This is a genomic window from Pseudomonas trivialis (genome assembly GCF_001439805.1).
Classification (GTDB): Bacteria; Pseudomonadota; Gammaproteobacteria; order Pseudomonadales; family Pseudomonadaceae; genus Aquipseudomonas; species Aquipseudomonas trivialis.
This window is the reverse complement of record NZ_JYLK01000011.1, coordinates 19,906-34,821: the sequence shown is the minus strand read 5'-3', so window position 1 is coordinate 34,821 and position 14,916 is coordinate 19,906. Positions and strand designations below refer to the sequence as shown.

Here is a 14,916-nt window from a genome sequence, read left to right as displayed (position 1 = left end):
TCGTACGTTAGTTCGTAGGCACATAACTAAAAAGTTGTAGGCACTGTTCATAAAAGTATCGGCTCACCACACAAAATCGACCCCATGGGAGGCAGACTGAAAGAGGCAACTCCCTGCAAGAAATCCGGGGTTCAACCTTTCTCTCAGGGACTGCACACCTTCCAGGCTCCCTCCCACGGGCTCGATGGCCTTTCTGTGGTCAGTGACGCGCCGAGCGTTCCCGCATTTGTAAAAATAATATTCAATACCGCCGATTCCTGCCGTAAACGGCGATGCAACCACGCTCGCTCGGCACGGCCTGATGTGCAAGGATGTCGCGCAGGACATCGTTAGTTGAACGTCAAACCAAGGACTCTGCATGACTGCCATCCCCTCCCCAGCCCCCGTGGTTCCCGGACGGCTGGAACAAATGTCGACACGTATCGCCTTTTTTATCGCCGGTTTTGGCATCGCGGCCTGGGCCCCCCTGGTGCCCTATGCCAAGGCGCGGGCGAACTTGAACGAAGGCACGCTGGGCCTGTTGCTGTTGTGCCTGGGGGTCGGATCGATCCTCGCCATGCCGGTGGCGGGCGTGCTGGCGTCGCGTTATGGCTGCCGACGTGTACTGACTGCCGGCACTGTCATGATCTGTCTGGCACTGCCCCTGCTCGCCACGGTCAGTTCGATTCCGCTGCTGATGGCCGGGTTATTTCTGTTCGGTGCGGGGCTGGGTACAGTGGACTCGACAGTCAACCTGCAGGCGGTGATCGTCGAACGCGCCAGTGGCAAAACCATGATGTCGGGTTTTCATGGGTTGTTCAGCCTGGGCGGCATTGTCGGCGCGGCGGGTGTCGCGGGTTTGCTGGGGCTCGGTTGTTCGCCACTGCAGGCGACGCTGGTGGTGATTGTGGTCATGGTCGTGGCGCTGCTCAAGGCCGGGCCGCATCTGTTGCCTTACGGCAGTGAGAGCTCGGGGCCTGCGTTTGCCATTCCCCGTGGCGTGGTGCTGTTTATCGGCTGTCTGTGTTTTATCGTGTTCCTGGCCGAGGGCGCGGTACTGGACTGGAGTGCAGTGTTCCTCAGTGCCGAGCGCGACCTGGATGAAGCTTATGCGGGCCTGGGCTACGCGGCCTTTGCCCTGACCATGACCGCCGGACGCCTGACCGGTGACGCCATTGTGCGCCGCCTGGGCGCAACGCGCGTGATCGTGGTCGGCGGCGCGCTGGCAGCGGCCGGCATATTCCTCGCGACACTCTCTCCCGCCTGGGAAATGGCATTGCTCGGTTACGCACTGGTGGGCGCCGGTTGTTCAAACATCGTCCCGGTGCTGTACACCGCCGTTGGCAAGCAGACCGTGATGCCGGAACACATTGCCGTGCCGGCCATCACGACCCTGGGCTATGCAGGAATTCTGGCAGGCCCTGCCGTGATCGGCTTCATCGCTCACGGCAGCAGCCTGGCGACCGCCTTCATGCTGATTGGGGTCCTGCTGGCAGCTGTAGCGGTCAGTGGAAAAATACTGCGGACATGATCAGGCTCGACGGGACAACAGGTTCCAGATGCTGGCGAGCAGTGACCCCGTGGAGCCGGACGCAGACGTTTGCGCGGTTGTTTTCGATCCTTTATCAAAGTCCTCGGCAGTCGGCGCCTTGAAGCTGAATTTAGGCGTGGAGGTAAGATTGAGACCCTGCGGCGGGGACTTGTCGGGCTTCTGGCCCTCGCATGCAGCAGGAGGCAGGGGCGTTAAGGTGTACTGGGCTTGACGAGACTCAAAAGATGGCGAGTTCATGATCCAGACCTGTTCCAGTAAATGAAAACACCCACGGGCAAACAACGACCTGTGGATGTCTTGTTCGTGGTAAACCGTCGAAAAATGGTTCCCGCATAACCCGATCGCTTGCAGGGCAATAGCGTTGATCAGCGCGCCTTGCGCGCTGCCTCCTGCTCAAGCCAAAGATCCAGACACAAGTTGCCAAGATAGCCCGGCGGACAGAACCTGCCCAACAGTTGCATGGAGTTGGCAAGGCGCAGAGAAGAAAGCAAGCCCGGTCTGTTAACGAGATTTATGGCTGTGTAAACGCAGTTCTCGCTGTATTCAGGCATGAGCATGCCTGTAGACGGTTCCGGCACCGGCTTGCCATGTTTATCGAGCTTGTAAGGGTCCCGCATGACATCTCTGAGTTTTGCGATTTCCACGTACTGAAGCTCCCAAAACAAAAACTTGAGATCCTTGGTCGGGTCCCGCAAACCTGCGAACTCTTCTTTAAAGCTCAGCACCACCTCGTGATTGCCCTTGCCATGAAACGTGTCCAGGCTGAATAAAGACGGCGAACTGCTGCCCTGCATCAACGAAGCGGCAGCTCTAAGGCTGTCGCGGGTAATGTAACCATCGGGCATCGAGATGGCGTCAATCAGTCGCGGGCGTTTTAAAATTTCATCGACTACCCGGATCAAACGGTTGCGTCTCTCACAATCGCCTTGGGCTTGATCAGCAAACTGGCGCAATGCTGACAGGGGTAAGCGGCCCACCTTTAAACAGGCCACAACAGGTGAAAGTTTTCTTCCAGCGCTGCAGCCAACCGGCAATCGGGGGTCGTCGCATCGACCTTCAACAGGTGTGTTCGTCCGGAGGGCGGATTCTGCAACGCTCGGTGGTGCAGCCCGGGCGGAGATCCACGCAATCGCGAAGGTTGGCGTGGGGCCTGGACCAAGCCTTCAGGCTGACTTTCAGGCCACGGTCCAGGGTGAGATTCCGGCGTTGGCAAGGCTGGCCGCGTAGCCGTTGTGTCCAGCGCGGGAAGCCGTGCGTAAGGTAATACACCCTCGATACTCATGAGTTTTCTCCAACTCTTTCAAATATAGGCCTGCCTGGAGAGCGGCAACGTGATGACCCCGGTCATCGAGCAAACTCCAGGTCAGGCAAACACCTGATATGTGGCCGGATGAGGGTGCCAGTTCCGAGCGTTCGGGAAATACCAATGACAGTATGTAAAAACCCTTGCGCCATGGCGGGCGGCCAACCCATTACCCAGGCGCCACGCATGGTGGGTGGCGCCTGGGCAACTGTCAGTGAAACAAGTGATAGAGCGGGGAAAAGCTGCTGATACCTGCGTTATACCCATGTTGAACATGGCCATTTTTTCTCCAGTGACTTTAAACGTTTGAGGGTTTCACGGGCCATCTGAATCAGATGGCCGCGGAGACCTTTCCACATCGTTGATTGGGCAGGGCACCTTTCAAGGTCACCGATTTGCAGGTTCCGCACACCGATTTTTTCCAATTTGTCCAGATGCAGGAATATCAACCCGGCCAGCTCCTCATCACTTTTTGTACTTAGACGTGGGTATGGCCACGAATAACGCTGACGAGGTCTTGCCAACTGATGAGGCCATCCCGCGCACCCGTCACTCCATGCTGATCGAGACCTCTCAAGAGCGCCGGGCGCTTCAGTAGCTCTTTGGCCAGGAGGATGTTCTGGTCAATGAGTGGATCGCCGGTCCAGTCTCTTTTTGCCATGGATCGAATACTGTCGAGGCTGACGTATTCGGGCACACTCGAATCATCGAAGTTATCGAAGTTATCGGAGTTATCGAGACTGAAGGCGCCGAAGTTATTGAGCAGCATCTGCGCCAACTGCTCGTTACTCTTCGTCGACAAGCTCGAAAACATCGGTGGCCGGGCGAACCCCAGCAGGCTCATCAAGTTACTGAGCATTGCCAGCACCCCCCACGTCGAGGGCGCAGGGCGCTGAGGCTTGGCGTGCTGGTGCTGGTGCTGGTGCTGGTGCTGGTGCTGGTGCTGGTGCTGATACTGGTGCTGATTGAGCGATGTCGTTTGCGGCTGACCGAAAACCGGCCCGGCGTGTTGTTGATGGAAATGAAAGCTCACATTAGCCATTTTTTGCCCATTGACGAGCGCCGCAGCTGGCAAAGAGCGCTGGGTAGTTTCCTCAGGCCTGGCATTGGTCTGCGCGTGGCCATGGAAGGATGAAGTGGATACGGATGGATCAGTCGTCGATACCGACATGGGTTTCTCCAGTGAACAGGGCAGTCTTCAGTCGAGGGCTCCGACCTGCGGCCGGAACGCATTAACTGACCACCTGTGTGGCGCATCCGCTGGAATCGGTTCCTGGCGGACAATCATGCATGGCCCTGAACTTCCGGAGCTGCCCGTCAGTCAGCACAAGGGACTTTCAACAATCAGTGGGTGGGCCGATGCAGATCTCATTGCAGCAACAAGTAGCGCTGGTCACCGGTGCCAGCTCCGGCATCGGCGCAGGCGCCGCCAAGGCCCTGGCCGAAGCCGGCGCGGCCGTGGTGCTCAATTACAACGCCCAGGCGGCGCCGGCCCAAGCCCTGGCCGCGCAGATCAATGCCGGCGGCGGCCGCGCCATAGCCATCGGCGGCGACGTGTCCAAAGAGGCTGACGTGGAGCGTCTGTTTGCCCAGAGCCTCGACGCGTTCGGCCACCTGGATATTCTGGTCGCCAACTCCGGCCTGCAAAAAGACGCCAATCTGGTCGATATGACCCTCGACGACTGGAACACCGTGATCGGCGTCAACCTCACGGGCCAGTTCCTCTGCGCCCGTGCGGCAGTGCGCATTTTCAATCGCCAGGGTGTGCGCGAAGGTGTTTCCCGCGCGGCCGGCAAGATCATCCACATGAGCTCGGTACACCAACTGATTCCCTGGGCCGGCCATGTGAATTACGCCGCGTCCAAAGGCGGCGTGGAGATGCTGATGCGCACCCTGGCCCAGGAGGTCAGCGAACAACGCATTCGCATCAATGGCATCGCGCCGGGGGCCATTCGCACGGCAATCAACCGCGCAGCCACCGAAGGCGCGGCGGAAAAAGAGCTGCTCAAACTGATCCCCTACGGTCGCGTCGGCGATGTGGAAGACGTGGCCAATGCGGTGGTATGGCTGGCCAGTGACGCGTCCGATTATGTGGTCGGCAGCACCCTCTTCATTGATGGCGGCATGAGCCTTTATCCGGAGTTTCGTGGCAATGGTTGATTTCAGGAACGAACCCCAGAGCGCGATCGATGCCCACGGCATCATCGGCGACATGCGCAGCGCCGCGTTGGTGAACGACAACGGCAGCATCGACTTTTTCTGCTGGCCGGAATTCGACAGCCCGTCGATCTTCTGCGCACTGCTCGACACCCCCGACGCCGGCACTTTCCAACTCGCCCCCGACCTGCCCGACGCCCGTCGCGAGCAGATCTACCTGCCCGACACCAATGTGCTGCAAACCCGTTGGCTGAGTGACGAAGCCGTGGTGGAGATCACCGATCTGCTCACCGTCAGTGAGGATGTCGATGACCTGCCGCTGTTGATTCGTCGCGTGCGCGTGGTCAGTGGCAAGGCAACCATTCACCTGCGTTGCGCCGTGCGCCATGATTATGCGCGGGCCACCACCCGCGCGGAGATGGCGGATGCGGGCGTGGTGTTCAGCGCCGCCGACCAGCCCGGCCTGCGCCTGATCGGTAGCCATCCGCTGACCCTCGAAGACGATGCCGCCGTCGCCAGCTTCAGCCTGGCCCAGGACGAAGGCGCCGAATTCGTGCTCGGCGGTGAGGATGACCCACGTGTCACCAACGCTTGCACCGACCTCTATCTGGAACGCACCTTGAAGTTCTGGCGTGGCTGGATCAGCCAATCCAATTACCGTGGGCGCTGGCGCGAAATGGTCAACCGCTCGGCCCTGGCGCTGAAACTGCTGACCTCGCGCAAGCACGGCGCAATCATCGCCGCCGCCACCTTCGGCCTGCCGGAAACGCCCGGCGGCGAGCGCAACTGGGACTATCGCTACACCTGGATCCGCGACGCCTCGTTCACGGTCTACGCCTTCATGCGCCTGGGTTTCGTCGACGAGGCCAACAGCTACATGCGCTGGCTCAAAGGGCGGGTGAGCGACTGCTGTGGCCAATCGATCAAAATCAACATCCTCTACGGTATCGACGGTCGCCAGGAGTTGCCGGAAGCCACTCTGGACCACTTCAGCGGCCATGGCGGCGCCACGCCGGTGCGCATCGGCAACGAAGCGTTCGACCAGGTCCAGCTGGATATCTACGGCGAGCTGATGGACGCGGTTTACCTGGTGAACAAATACGGTGAAGCCATCTCCCACGAAGGCTGGAAACACACGGTGGACGTGGCGAACCAAGTCTGCGAAATCTGGAACACCAAGGACGTGGGCATCTGGGAAATGCGCGGCGAACAGCATCACTTCCTGCATTCGCGGCTGATGTGCTGGGTGGCCCTGGACCGCGCGATCCGCCTGGCCTCCAAACGTTCGCTGCCGGCCCCGTTCGCCCGCTGGGACCAGACGCGCCAGGCGATCTACGCCGACATCTGGGAGAATTTCTGGAACGAGGAACGCGGGCATTTCGTGCAGCACATCGGCAGCACCGCCCTCGACGGCTCAATGCTGTTGATGCCGCTGGTACGTTTCGTCGCCGCTACCGACCCGCGCTGGCTGTCGACCCTGGCCGCGATTCAGAAAAGCCTGGTACGCGACGGCATGGTCTACCGCTACCGCAACGACGACAGCCAGATCGACGGCCTGCAGGGCACCGAAGGCGCCTTCGCGGCCTGCTCGTTCTGGTACGTCGAATGCCTGGCCCGCGCCGGCCAGGTGGAAAAAGCCCACCTGGAATTCGAGCAACTGCTGCGCTACGCCAACCCGCTGGGCCTGTACGCCGAGGAATTCGACACCCAGGCACGGCACCTGGGCAACACGCCCCAGGCGTTGAGCCATCTGGCGCTGATCAGCGCGGCGACGTTTCTGGACAGGAAGTTGAGTGGGGAGAAGACGGTGTGGCAGCCGTGACCATAGGGTTTAACTTTTGACGCGTCGATAGGAGCCTACGATGAACTGCCCTGCCCCGCTGCTTTACGTGCGTACCTCCATGCTGGACATGGCCTATGAGGCCCATGGCCCGGCCGACGGTGAACCGGTGATTCTGTTGCACGGTTTCCCCTATGACCCGCGCAGCTATGATGGGATTGCGCCGGCCCTGGGCGAGCAGGGCTATCGCGTGCTGGTGCCCTACCTGCGCGGCTACGGGCCGACGCGGTTCATCAACACACAGGTGATGCGCTCGGGGCAGCAAGCGGCGCTGGCCAGGGACTTGCTGGACTTCATGGATGCGCTGTCGATTGCGCAAGCCACGCTGGCCGGTTACGACTGGGGCGGGCGCGCTGCCTGTATTGTCGCGGCACTGTGGCCGGAGCGGGTGCGCGGGCTGGTCACCGGGGATGGCTATAACATTCAGGACATCGCCCACTCGCACGAGCCTCAGGCGCCTGAGACGGAACATCGTTTGTGGTACCAGTACTATTTTCATACCCCACGCGGCGTGGCGGGTTTGACGGCCCATCGCCGCGAGCTCTGCCGATTGCTGTGGGCGCTTTGGTCGCCGTCCTGGGCAGAAGGACCGAGCCAGTATGAGCAGACCGCGCTTTCATTCGATAACCCCGATTTTGTCGAGGTGGTGATTCACTCCTATCGCCATCGATTCATGTACGCCCCGGGTGATCCTGCGCTGGAATCCATTGAACAGGCGCTGGCGCAACAACCACCGATTTCAGTGCCGAGTATTTCGTTGTGCGGGGCCGACGACGGCGTAGGTCCTGCGCCGGAAGAAGATGACGACCTCGCGCACTTCAGCGGGTTTTATCGACGCCAGGTATTGCCTGGCGTGGGCCACAATATTCCTCAGGAAGCACCGCGAGCGACCCTGGCTGCATTGTTGGAATTGCTGCGCCCCCTCGATCCCAGCGCAGCCTCGCTGAAGCTTGACAGTTTCTACAGGGCTCGTCGCTGAATGACGTTGTGGCGAGCGGGCTTGCCCCGCGTTGGGCTGCGCAGCGACCCCAAAACCATGCTCTGAGCAGTGTCAGGTACACCGCGTTTTCCTTGATAGGGGGCGCTTTGCACCCCAACGCGGGGCAAGCCCGCTCGCCACAATAAGCCAGCTCGGCATAGGGGCTCCAGTTTGCTGCATGACAGCTTCAGGCGGAACCTGTTTGGCAGGGCCGCATGGCTACGCCGGTGAAAAACGCTCCCGGTATGCCTGAGGTGTCACCGACACTGCGCGCAGGAAGCTGCGGCGCAAGGTTTCTTCGCAACCAAACCCACACTGAACGGCAATGCGCTTGATCGACGCTGCGCTGTCCGCCAGTTGCCGGCGGGCGGTTTCGACGCGGATCAGTTCAACGGCCCGGGCGGGGGTCTGGCCGGTTTCGGCGCGGTAGTGGCGCACGAAGCTGCGCTCGCTCATGCCGGCCTCTGCAGCCAGGGTGGCAATGCTCAGGTCCAGCGTCAGGTTTTCCGCGATCCAGGCGTGCAATTCGGCGAAGCGGCTGCCGCTCTTTTGCAGCGACAGGGTGACGCTGAATTGCGACTGGCCGCCCGGGCGCTTGAGGAACACCACCAGGTGCCGCGCCACTTCCAGGGCCACGGCGCGACCGAGATCCTCCTCGACGAGCGCCAGACACAGGTCGATGCCGGCGGTCACGCCGGCCGACGTCCACACGGCACCCTGCTGGATGAAGATCGGATTGGGCTCCACCGTCAACGCGGGAAACTTGCGCGCCAGTTCCTCGCAGCGCGTCCAGTGGGTGGCGACGCGGCAACCGTCGAGCAGGCCGCTGGCCGCCAGCAGGAAAGCACCGGTGCACACCGAGGCCATACGCCGCGTGTGCCGGGCTTTTGCGCGTACCCACTGCACCAGCGCGGGGTCCTCGGCGGCGCCGTAGACGCCCCAGCCACCGGCGATGACCAGGGTGTCGCACGGCGAATCGATCGCCGGCAACGGCTCGGCCACCAGCGCCAGGCCAGCGGAAGTCATGACCGGATCGGCCTGTGCCGCGACCACCGAGACACTGTACGGCAACGGCTGCCCGCGCTGGCGGGCCAGGTCGTTGGCCGATGCGAACACCTGCAACGGCCCGGTCACATCGAGCACCTGTGCGTTATCAAAAGCGAGTATATGAATAATTCTGGGCATGATTGGCGGAATTTGTGGGCTCAATGGCGTATACGCCAGAGCCTAGGCTTCTACAGTGCAAGCGTCTACTTCTTCTCAATGGAGTTTCATTCATGACCTTGCAGATCGGCTTCCTGCTGTTCCCCGGCATTCAGCAACTGGACCTCACGGGACCTTACGACGTGCTGGGCTCGCTGCCGGAGGTGAAGTTGCATCTGGTGTGGAAAGATCTCGCGCCAGTCACCTCCAGCACCGGTCTGGTGTTCACGCCGACCATGACTTACGCCGATTGCCCCAATCTGGATGTACTTTGCGTGCCCGGCGGTGCCGGCGTCGGTGCATTGATGGAAGACGCCGACACGCTGGACTTCCTCAAGGCCCAGTCGCTCACCGCGCGCTATGTGACCTCGGTGTGCACCGGCTCACTGGTACTCGGCGCGGCGGGTTTGCTGCGCGGTCGCAAGGCCACGACTCATTGGGCCTACCACGACATGCTCGCCCCCCTCGGCGCAATCCCGGTGCAGGAACGCGTGGTGCGCGACGGCAACCTGTTCACCGGCGGCGGCATTACCGCAGGGATCGACTTTGCGCTGGTGCTGGCAGCGGAGCTGTACAGCGAAGCGGCGGCGCAACTGGTGCAGTTGCAGATCGAATACGCGCCCGCGCCACCTTTCGATGCCGGTCGCCCGGATACTGCGCCGCAGCATGTGCTGGATGAAGCCCACAAGCGCACCGCCGAATCGCGCAGGGTGCGGGGTGAAATTACCGCACGCGCGGCCGCGCGTTTAGGCTGACAACCCAGTATCTCTGTGGGAGCCGGCATCACCATTAAAAACGGTCGCTGTCGGTCCTGCGAGTAACTTTTTTTCATTTATTTTTGAAGTTAAAAAGACAACTTCCAACCCCACTAAAACCCCGCAGCCACGGCACTTAGTCGTAACTTCCCCATCCTCCTTGTCCCCCTTTCCCACCGCCTTTCAAAAAACCTTTGCAGTTGAGCAGGAAAATTTTCACATTTGTTCCTACACTCAAAAACACACCCTCTCTTACCACTCGTCTGGACAAGGAATGTCAATAAAATGCCTCATAAAACACTGATTAACCTCTTTAAAACGCGACACCTGCAACACCGTCAATTCGTTGACTAAGCAACCATGAGGAACACTTCCTTTAGCCACAGCCCCCGCAAGTTCCCTTCAAATGGATGCACTGCATTTGAACTGATTAGTTGCGATTTCCCCAGCGTAGCCGAGTTTAATGCACCACTAACGCATACCGGCTATAGCGCATGGAGTGCAATGAGGGATGTTTTATGCGAGAAAAGTCATCCGTCGATAGCTTGTTTTTAACGCGTGCCGGGTTTGTTGAGTTTTTTGTTGTTTTCGTCAAATTTATTCATGGTCTAAGTGCGATATTACCCCCGCTGGTGCTGGTTTTTTTCATCGATCCGATGAACCCGCAGATGCGTCCTCACTTCCTTGGCCTGCTCGTATTTTTTGCGTTTCTGACCATCATTTTGTTCCAGGCGTTGGGTATTTATTCGGAAGAGTTGTTCAGCAACCGTTTGCGCCTGAAAACCAAGATCAAGGCCTGGTCAGCCGCCTTCTGCATCCTGCTGTTCATGTATCAGATATTGCTGTTTTTTCCACACTTGACGCCACGTAACCTGTTGACCTGGTACTTCGCCAGCCTTGGGCTGTTTTGTCTCGAACGTTTGTTGATGCTGCGCCTTTACAGCAGTTTGATGCGCAAGGGTAAGTACCTGCAGCGCACGGTGATCCTTGGGTTTACCGACACCGCCGTGCACGTTGCCGACCATCTGCAACGCAACGGTGATATTCGCTCCGGTCTGATCGGTTTTATCGATGATCGCACCGAGCGCATCCCCAAGGAGTTAAGCAATCTGCCATTGCTGGGTAACACCCGCGACCTGGAAAAGCTGATCCGCGCCGAGCAGGTCAACCAGGTGATGATCTGCCTGCCCTGGGCTGCGGAGCAGCGCATCCATGGGCTGGTCAATCGTCTGCGACAGTTGTCGGTGAACGTGATGCTGGTGCCGGACATGGCCGCGCTGCGCTACGGCCATAGCAAGATCACCGACGTGGGCGGCATCCTGATGTTCAACACCTCGCAGTTGCCATTGCGTGGCTGGTCGCCGGTGATCAAGCGCCTTGAAGATTGTTTCCTGGCGAGCCTGGCGCTGGTGGCGCTGTCGCCGCTGATGATCATCACGGCCATTGCGATCAAGCTCGACTCCAGGGGCCCGGTGTTGTTTCGCCAGAACCGCTTTGGCTACAACGACAATGAAATACGGGTGTTCAAGTTTCGTTCGATGTACACCGACCAGAGCGATTTTACCGCGCAACAACAAACCACCCGGCACGATCCGCGCATCACCCGCGTCGGGCGCATCATCCGCAAAACCAGCATCGACGAGCTCCCGCAGTTGTTCAATGTGCTGCTGGGCAACATGTCGATGGTCGGCCCGCGCCCGCACGCCACTGCCACCAAGGCCGCCGGGGTACCTTTCGAAGTGGCGGTGAGCGAGTACAGCTCCAGGCACCGGGTCAAACCGGGTATCACCGGCTGGGCGCAGATCAATGGTTACCGGGGTGAAACCGACACCCTGTTCAAAATCCAGAAACGTGTCGAGTACGACCTGGAATACATCTCCAAGTGGTCGGTGTGGTTTGACTTGTACATCGTCTTCATGACGGTTCCCGCCGTTCTATCCACCAAGGAAGTCTATTGATGAATACCCTCAACGGATTAATTCCCTGCATCATTTCCGGTGGGTCGGGGACGCGGCTGTGGCCAGTGTCACGCCAGAACATGCCCAAGCCGTTCATGCGCATGCGTGATGGCCAGAGCCTGTTGCAGAAAACTTTTCAGCGCGCCGCACGCCTGCCCGGTGTGGAGAGTGTGCTGACGGTGACCAACCGCGAGATGCTGTTCCGTACCCTCGATGACTACCGATTGGTCAACCCGTCCCACCTGCCCCTGGACCTGCTGCTGGAGCCGTTCGGGCGCAACACGGCTGCGGCCATCGCCGTGGCGGCGCTGCATGTGCAGGAACATTTTGGCGATGACGCACAACTGCTGGTGATGCCCGCCGACCATCTGATCCACAACGAGACCGCGTTCGCCGCCGCCGTGACCCAGGCCCGTGACCTGGCCGAGGCAGGCTTTCTGGTGACCTTCGGTATCCAGCCCGACCACCCGGAAACCGGCTTTGGCTATATCGAAAAAGGCGAGGCGCTGAGCACCGGCAACCGCGTGCAGCGCTTTGTCGAGAAGCCGGACCTGGCCACCGCGCAAGCCTACCTCGACGGTGGCAAACATTTGTGGAATGCCGGCATGTTCTGCTTCAAAGCCAAAACCCTGGTGGACGAACTGACCACTTACGCGCCCGACGTATTGCAGGCGGCCCGCGCCGCCCTGGAACACAGCCAGCACCTGCAGAACAAAACCTCGCGCCAGCGTGAGCTGGACGCAGAGGCCTTCGGCAGCGCGCCGGACGTGTCCATTGACGTGGCGCTGATGGAGAAATCCACGCAGGTGGCCGTGGTGCCCTGCGATATCGGCTGGAGCGACATCGGCTCGTGGGAAGCCCTGCGCCAGCTCACGCCGAGCGATGCCCATGGCAACCAGATCAACGGCGAAGCGATTTTGCATGATGTACACAACTGCTACATCGACTCGCCCAAGCGCGTGCTCGGTGCCGTGGGCGTGCGCGACCTGATCATCGTCGACACCCCCGATGCCCTGCTGATTGCCGACGCGCACCGCAGCCAGGATGTGCGCTATATCGTCGCCGAACTCAAGCGCCAGAACCATCCGGCGTACAGTCTGCACCGCACCGTCACCCGGCCGTGGGGCACCTACACCGTGCTGGAGGAAAGCAGCCGGTTCAAGATCAAGCGCATCGTGGTCAAGCCGCAGGCGTCGTTGTCGTTGCAGATGCACCATCACCGCAGTGAACACTGGGTGGTGGTCAGCGGCGCTGCGCAGATCACCAATGGCGAGCGCGAATTTCTGATCAACGCCAATGAGTCCACCTATATTCCCGCCGGGCACAAGCATCGCTTGACCAACCCCGGCATCATCGACCTGGTGATGATCGAGGTGCAGAGCGGCGAGTACCTGGGCGAGGACGATATCGTGCGCTTTGACGATATCTACGGGCGCGCGCCTGCCGATGTGAAGAAGTGACATGCGCACCTCGCTGATCATCCCGACCCGCAACGCCGCCGGCCACCTGGCGCGGCTGTTGCCTGCGCTGCAGATGCAAACCAGGCAACCGGACGAGATGCTGGTGGTGGACAGCGCCTCCAGCGATGACACGGTGGTCCGCTTTCGCGAATTCGGCGCCCGGGTCGAGGTGATCGACGCCCGCGATTTCAACCATGGCGGCACGCGGCGCTGGGCCAGCGAACAGGTGAGCGGCGATGCGCTGATCGTGATGACCCAGGACGCGATTCCCGCCGACCCCGAAACGTTTGCCAACCTGCTCGATGAACTGCAGCAGGACCCGCTCAACGGCGTCGCTTACGGGCGCCAATTGCCGCATCCGGACGCCGGCGTGCTCGGCGCGCAGTCGCGGCATTTCAACTATCCGGCCCAGAGCCGCAGCAAAAGCCTGGCCGACGCCCCGCAACTGGGGATCAAGACCTGCTTCAGTTCCGATTCGTTTTCGGTGTACCGGCGCAGCGCACTGCAAGCCGTGGGTGGCTTCCCCGCCGATGTGATCGGCAGCGAAGACGCCTACGTGGCCGCGCGGATGCTGCTCGACGGCTACAAGGTGCGCTACGCCGCCTCGGCGCGGGTGTACCACTCCCACGATTACCGTGTCATGGATGAATTTCACCGCTACTTCGACATTGGCGTGTTTTACGGTCGCGAACCGTGGATCCGCCAGGCCTTTGGCGATGCCGGCGGTGAAGGTAAACGCTACGTGCTGGCGGAGCTGGCGGCCCTGCGCAAGGCCGGTGCACTGCACCGCGTCCCCGAAGTGCTGGTGCGCAGTGCCTTCAAGTTGCTCGGCTATCGCCTGGGCCAACTGGAGCGCCGCCTCCCCGTTGCGGTCAAGCGACGCATCAGCATGTTCCCCGGCTATTGGAAGTGAGCATCATGACCTACAGGAAGTCACCTATGATGAAACGAATCTTGCTTGTTGTAGCGTTGCTCGCCCTGGCCGGGTGCAACACGCCGGCCCGCATTGTCGCGCCGGATGACCAGGCGGTGGAGGAAGGCAAGCGCGCCCTCGACCAGTTGGCCCAATTGCCACCGGCGGTGGAGCGCATCCGTGTCGGCGACCAGTTGCGTATCGTGCGCGATGCCGGGGAGATGCCGACGCTGTCGGCGTTCAATGTCAGCACCATCTACGAGCTGACGCTGTACACGGTGCAGACCGACGGCAAGATCAACTACCCGTTTCTGGGGCCACTGCAGGTCGCCGGGCGCCAGCCCTCGGAGCTGGCGGCCGAGTTGAGCAACAAACTGGCACCGGTGTACCGCGAACCGCGGGTGACGGTGAATATCAACCAGGCACCGAGCAACTCGGTGATCGTCGGCGGCGCGGTGAATAACCCGACTTCGGTGCAGATCGGTATCGCCAACACCCTGGAGCAGGCGATTGTCGGCGCCGGCGGCGTGAACCCGGCGGGCAACGCAAGCATGGTTGCGTTGCTGCGCGAAGATGCCGAGGGCACCTACCGCGCTTACTTCCTGGACTTCAGCCAATACCTCAAGACCGGCCCCGTCGGCCGCAAACCGGTGCGACTGCAACGCGGCGACGTGGTGTTCGTGCCCAAATCCAACGTGGGCGAGCGTATCCAGGGAGTGGACACCTACTTGAACCAGCTGATTCCGTTCACCAAGTCCATCGGGGTTGGCTACAACTATTCCCGAACCAGCGGCGGCACCAACTAAAGGAGCGACAT

General features: G+C 60.6%; 13 protein-coding genes. 10 read left to right on the top strand and 3 right to left on the bottom strand.

What is annotated here, in order from left to right; all coding sequences use genetic code 11:
• Positions 1-358 precede the first annotated feature (358 nt).
• A complete protein-coding gene (locus tag TU79_RS16365) occupies positions 359-1,510 on the top strand; it encodes an MFS transporter (RefSeq protein WP_057008952.1) in 1,152 nt (383 codons plus the stop codon).
• Positions 1,511-1,896: 386 nt separating this feature from the next.
• Here the strand turns inward: TU79_RS16365 and TU79_RS16360 are convergent, their stop codons facing one another.
• Both TU79_RS16360 and TU79_RS26090 read right to left on the bottom strand, forming a co-directional pair.
• Complete coding sequence (locus tag TU79_RS16360; protein WP_231986796.1) at positions 1,897-2,508, bottom strand: type III secretion effector protein; 612 nt, start codon at positions 2,506-2,508, stop codon at positions 1,897-1,899.
• 804 nt (positions 2,509-3,312) lie between these two features.
• Complete coding sequence (locus TU79_RS26090; protein WP_139136784.1) at positions 3,313-3,693, bottom strand: hypothetical protein; 381 nt, start codon at positions 3,691-3,693, stop codon at positions 3,313-3,315.
• A 45-nt stretch (positions 3,694-3,738) separates the two neighbouring features.
• Between TU79_RS26090 and TU79_RS16350 the strand changes: the two genes are divergently transcribed.
• The 4 genes from TU79_RS16350 to TU79_RS16335 all read left to right on the top strand — a co-directional run bounded on the left by TU79_RS16350 (position 3,739) and on the right by TU79_RS16335 (position 7,810).
• Positions 3,739-3,969 (top strand): hypothetical protein, encoded by a 231-nt coding sequence (locus TU79_RS16350; protein WP_057008950.1) that lies wholly within the window; start codon positions 3,739-3,741, stop codon positions 3,967-3,969.
• Between the two features lie 224 nt (positions 3,970-4,193).
• Complete coding sequence (locus TU79_RS16345; RefSeq protein ID WP_057008949.1) at positions 4,194-4,994, top strand: glucose 1-dehydrogenase; 801 nt, start codon at positions 4,194-4,196, stop codon at positions 4,992-4,994.
• The gene (locus tag TU79_RS16340) at positions 4,987-6,813 is read left to right on the top strand and encodes a glycoside hydrolase family 15 protein (protein WP_057008948.1); all 1,827 of its coding nucleotides are present in this window, start codon (positions 4,987-4,989) and stop codon (positions 6,811-6,813) included. The genes TU79_RS16345 and TU79_RS16340 overlap by 8 nt, the downstream gene beginning before the upstream one ends.
• Before the next feature lie 40 nt (positions 6,814-6,853).
• Positions 6,854-7,810, top strand: coding sequence for an alpha/beta fold hydrolase (locus TU79_RS16335; RefSeq protein WP_057008947.1), 957 nt, complete (start codon positions 6,854-6,856; stop codon positions 7,808-7,810).
• Between the two features lie 219 nt (positions 7,811-8,029).
• On the opposite strand, the gene TU79_RS16330 is transcribed toward TU79_RS16335, so the two are convergent.
• Entirely contained in the window at positions 8,030-8,995 is a 966-nt protein-coding gene (locus tag TU79_RS16330; protein WP_057008946.1) for a GlxA family transcriptional regulator, read from the bottom strand.
• Between the two features lie 92 nt (positions 8,996-9,087).
• Between TU79_RS16330 and inhA the strand changes: the two genes are divergently transcribed.
• The 5 genes from inhA to TU79_RS16305 all read left to right on the top strand — a co-directional run bounded on the left by inhA (position 9,088) and on the right by TU79_RS16305 (position 14,905).
• Positions 9,088-9,768, top strand: coding sequence for an isonitrile hydratase (gene inhA / locus TU79_RS16325; protein ID WP_057008945.1), 681 nt, complete (start codon positions 9,088-9,090; stop codon positions 9,766-9,768).
• A 518-nt stretch (positions 9,769-10,286) separates the two neighbouring features.
• A complete protein-coding gene (locus tag TU79_RS16320; RefSeq protein WP_057008944.1) occupies positions 10,287-11,726 on the top strand; it encodes an undecaprenyl-phosphate glucose phosphotransferase in 1,440 nt (479 codons plus the stop codon).
• Positions 11,726-13,186, top strand: coding sequence for a mannose-1-phosphate guanylyltransferase/mannose-6-phosphate isomerase (locus TU79_RS16315; RefSeq protein ID WP_057008943.1), 1,461 nt, complete (start codon positions 11,726-11,728; stop codon positions 13,184-13,186). The genes TU79_RS16320 and TU79_RS16315 overlap by 1 nt, the downstream gene beginning before the upstream one ends.
• A gap of 1 nt (position 13,187) precedes the next feature.
• The gene (locus TU79_RS16310; RefSeq protein ID WP_057008942.1) at positions 13,188-14,099 is read left to right on the top strand and encodes a glycosyltransferase family 2 protein; all 912 of its coding nucleotides are present in this window, start codon (positions 13,188-13,190) and stop codon (positions 14,097-14,099) included.
• A gap of 29 nt (positions 14,100-14,128) precedes the next feature.
• Positions 14,129-14,905, top strand: a complete 777-nt coding sequence (locus TU79_RS16305) for a polysaccharide biosynthesis/export family protein (protein WP_057009108.1) — start codon at positions 14,129-14,131, stop codon at positions 14,903-14,905.
• The last annotated feature ends 11 nt before the right edge of the window (positions 14,906-14,916 follow it).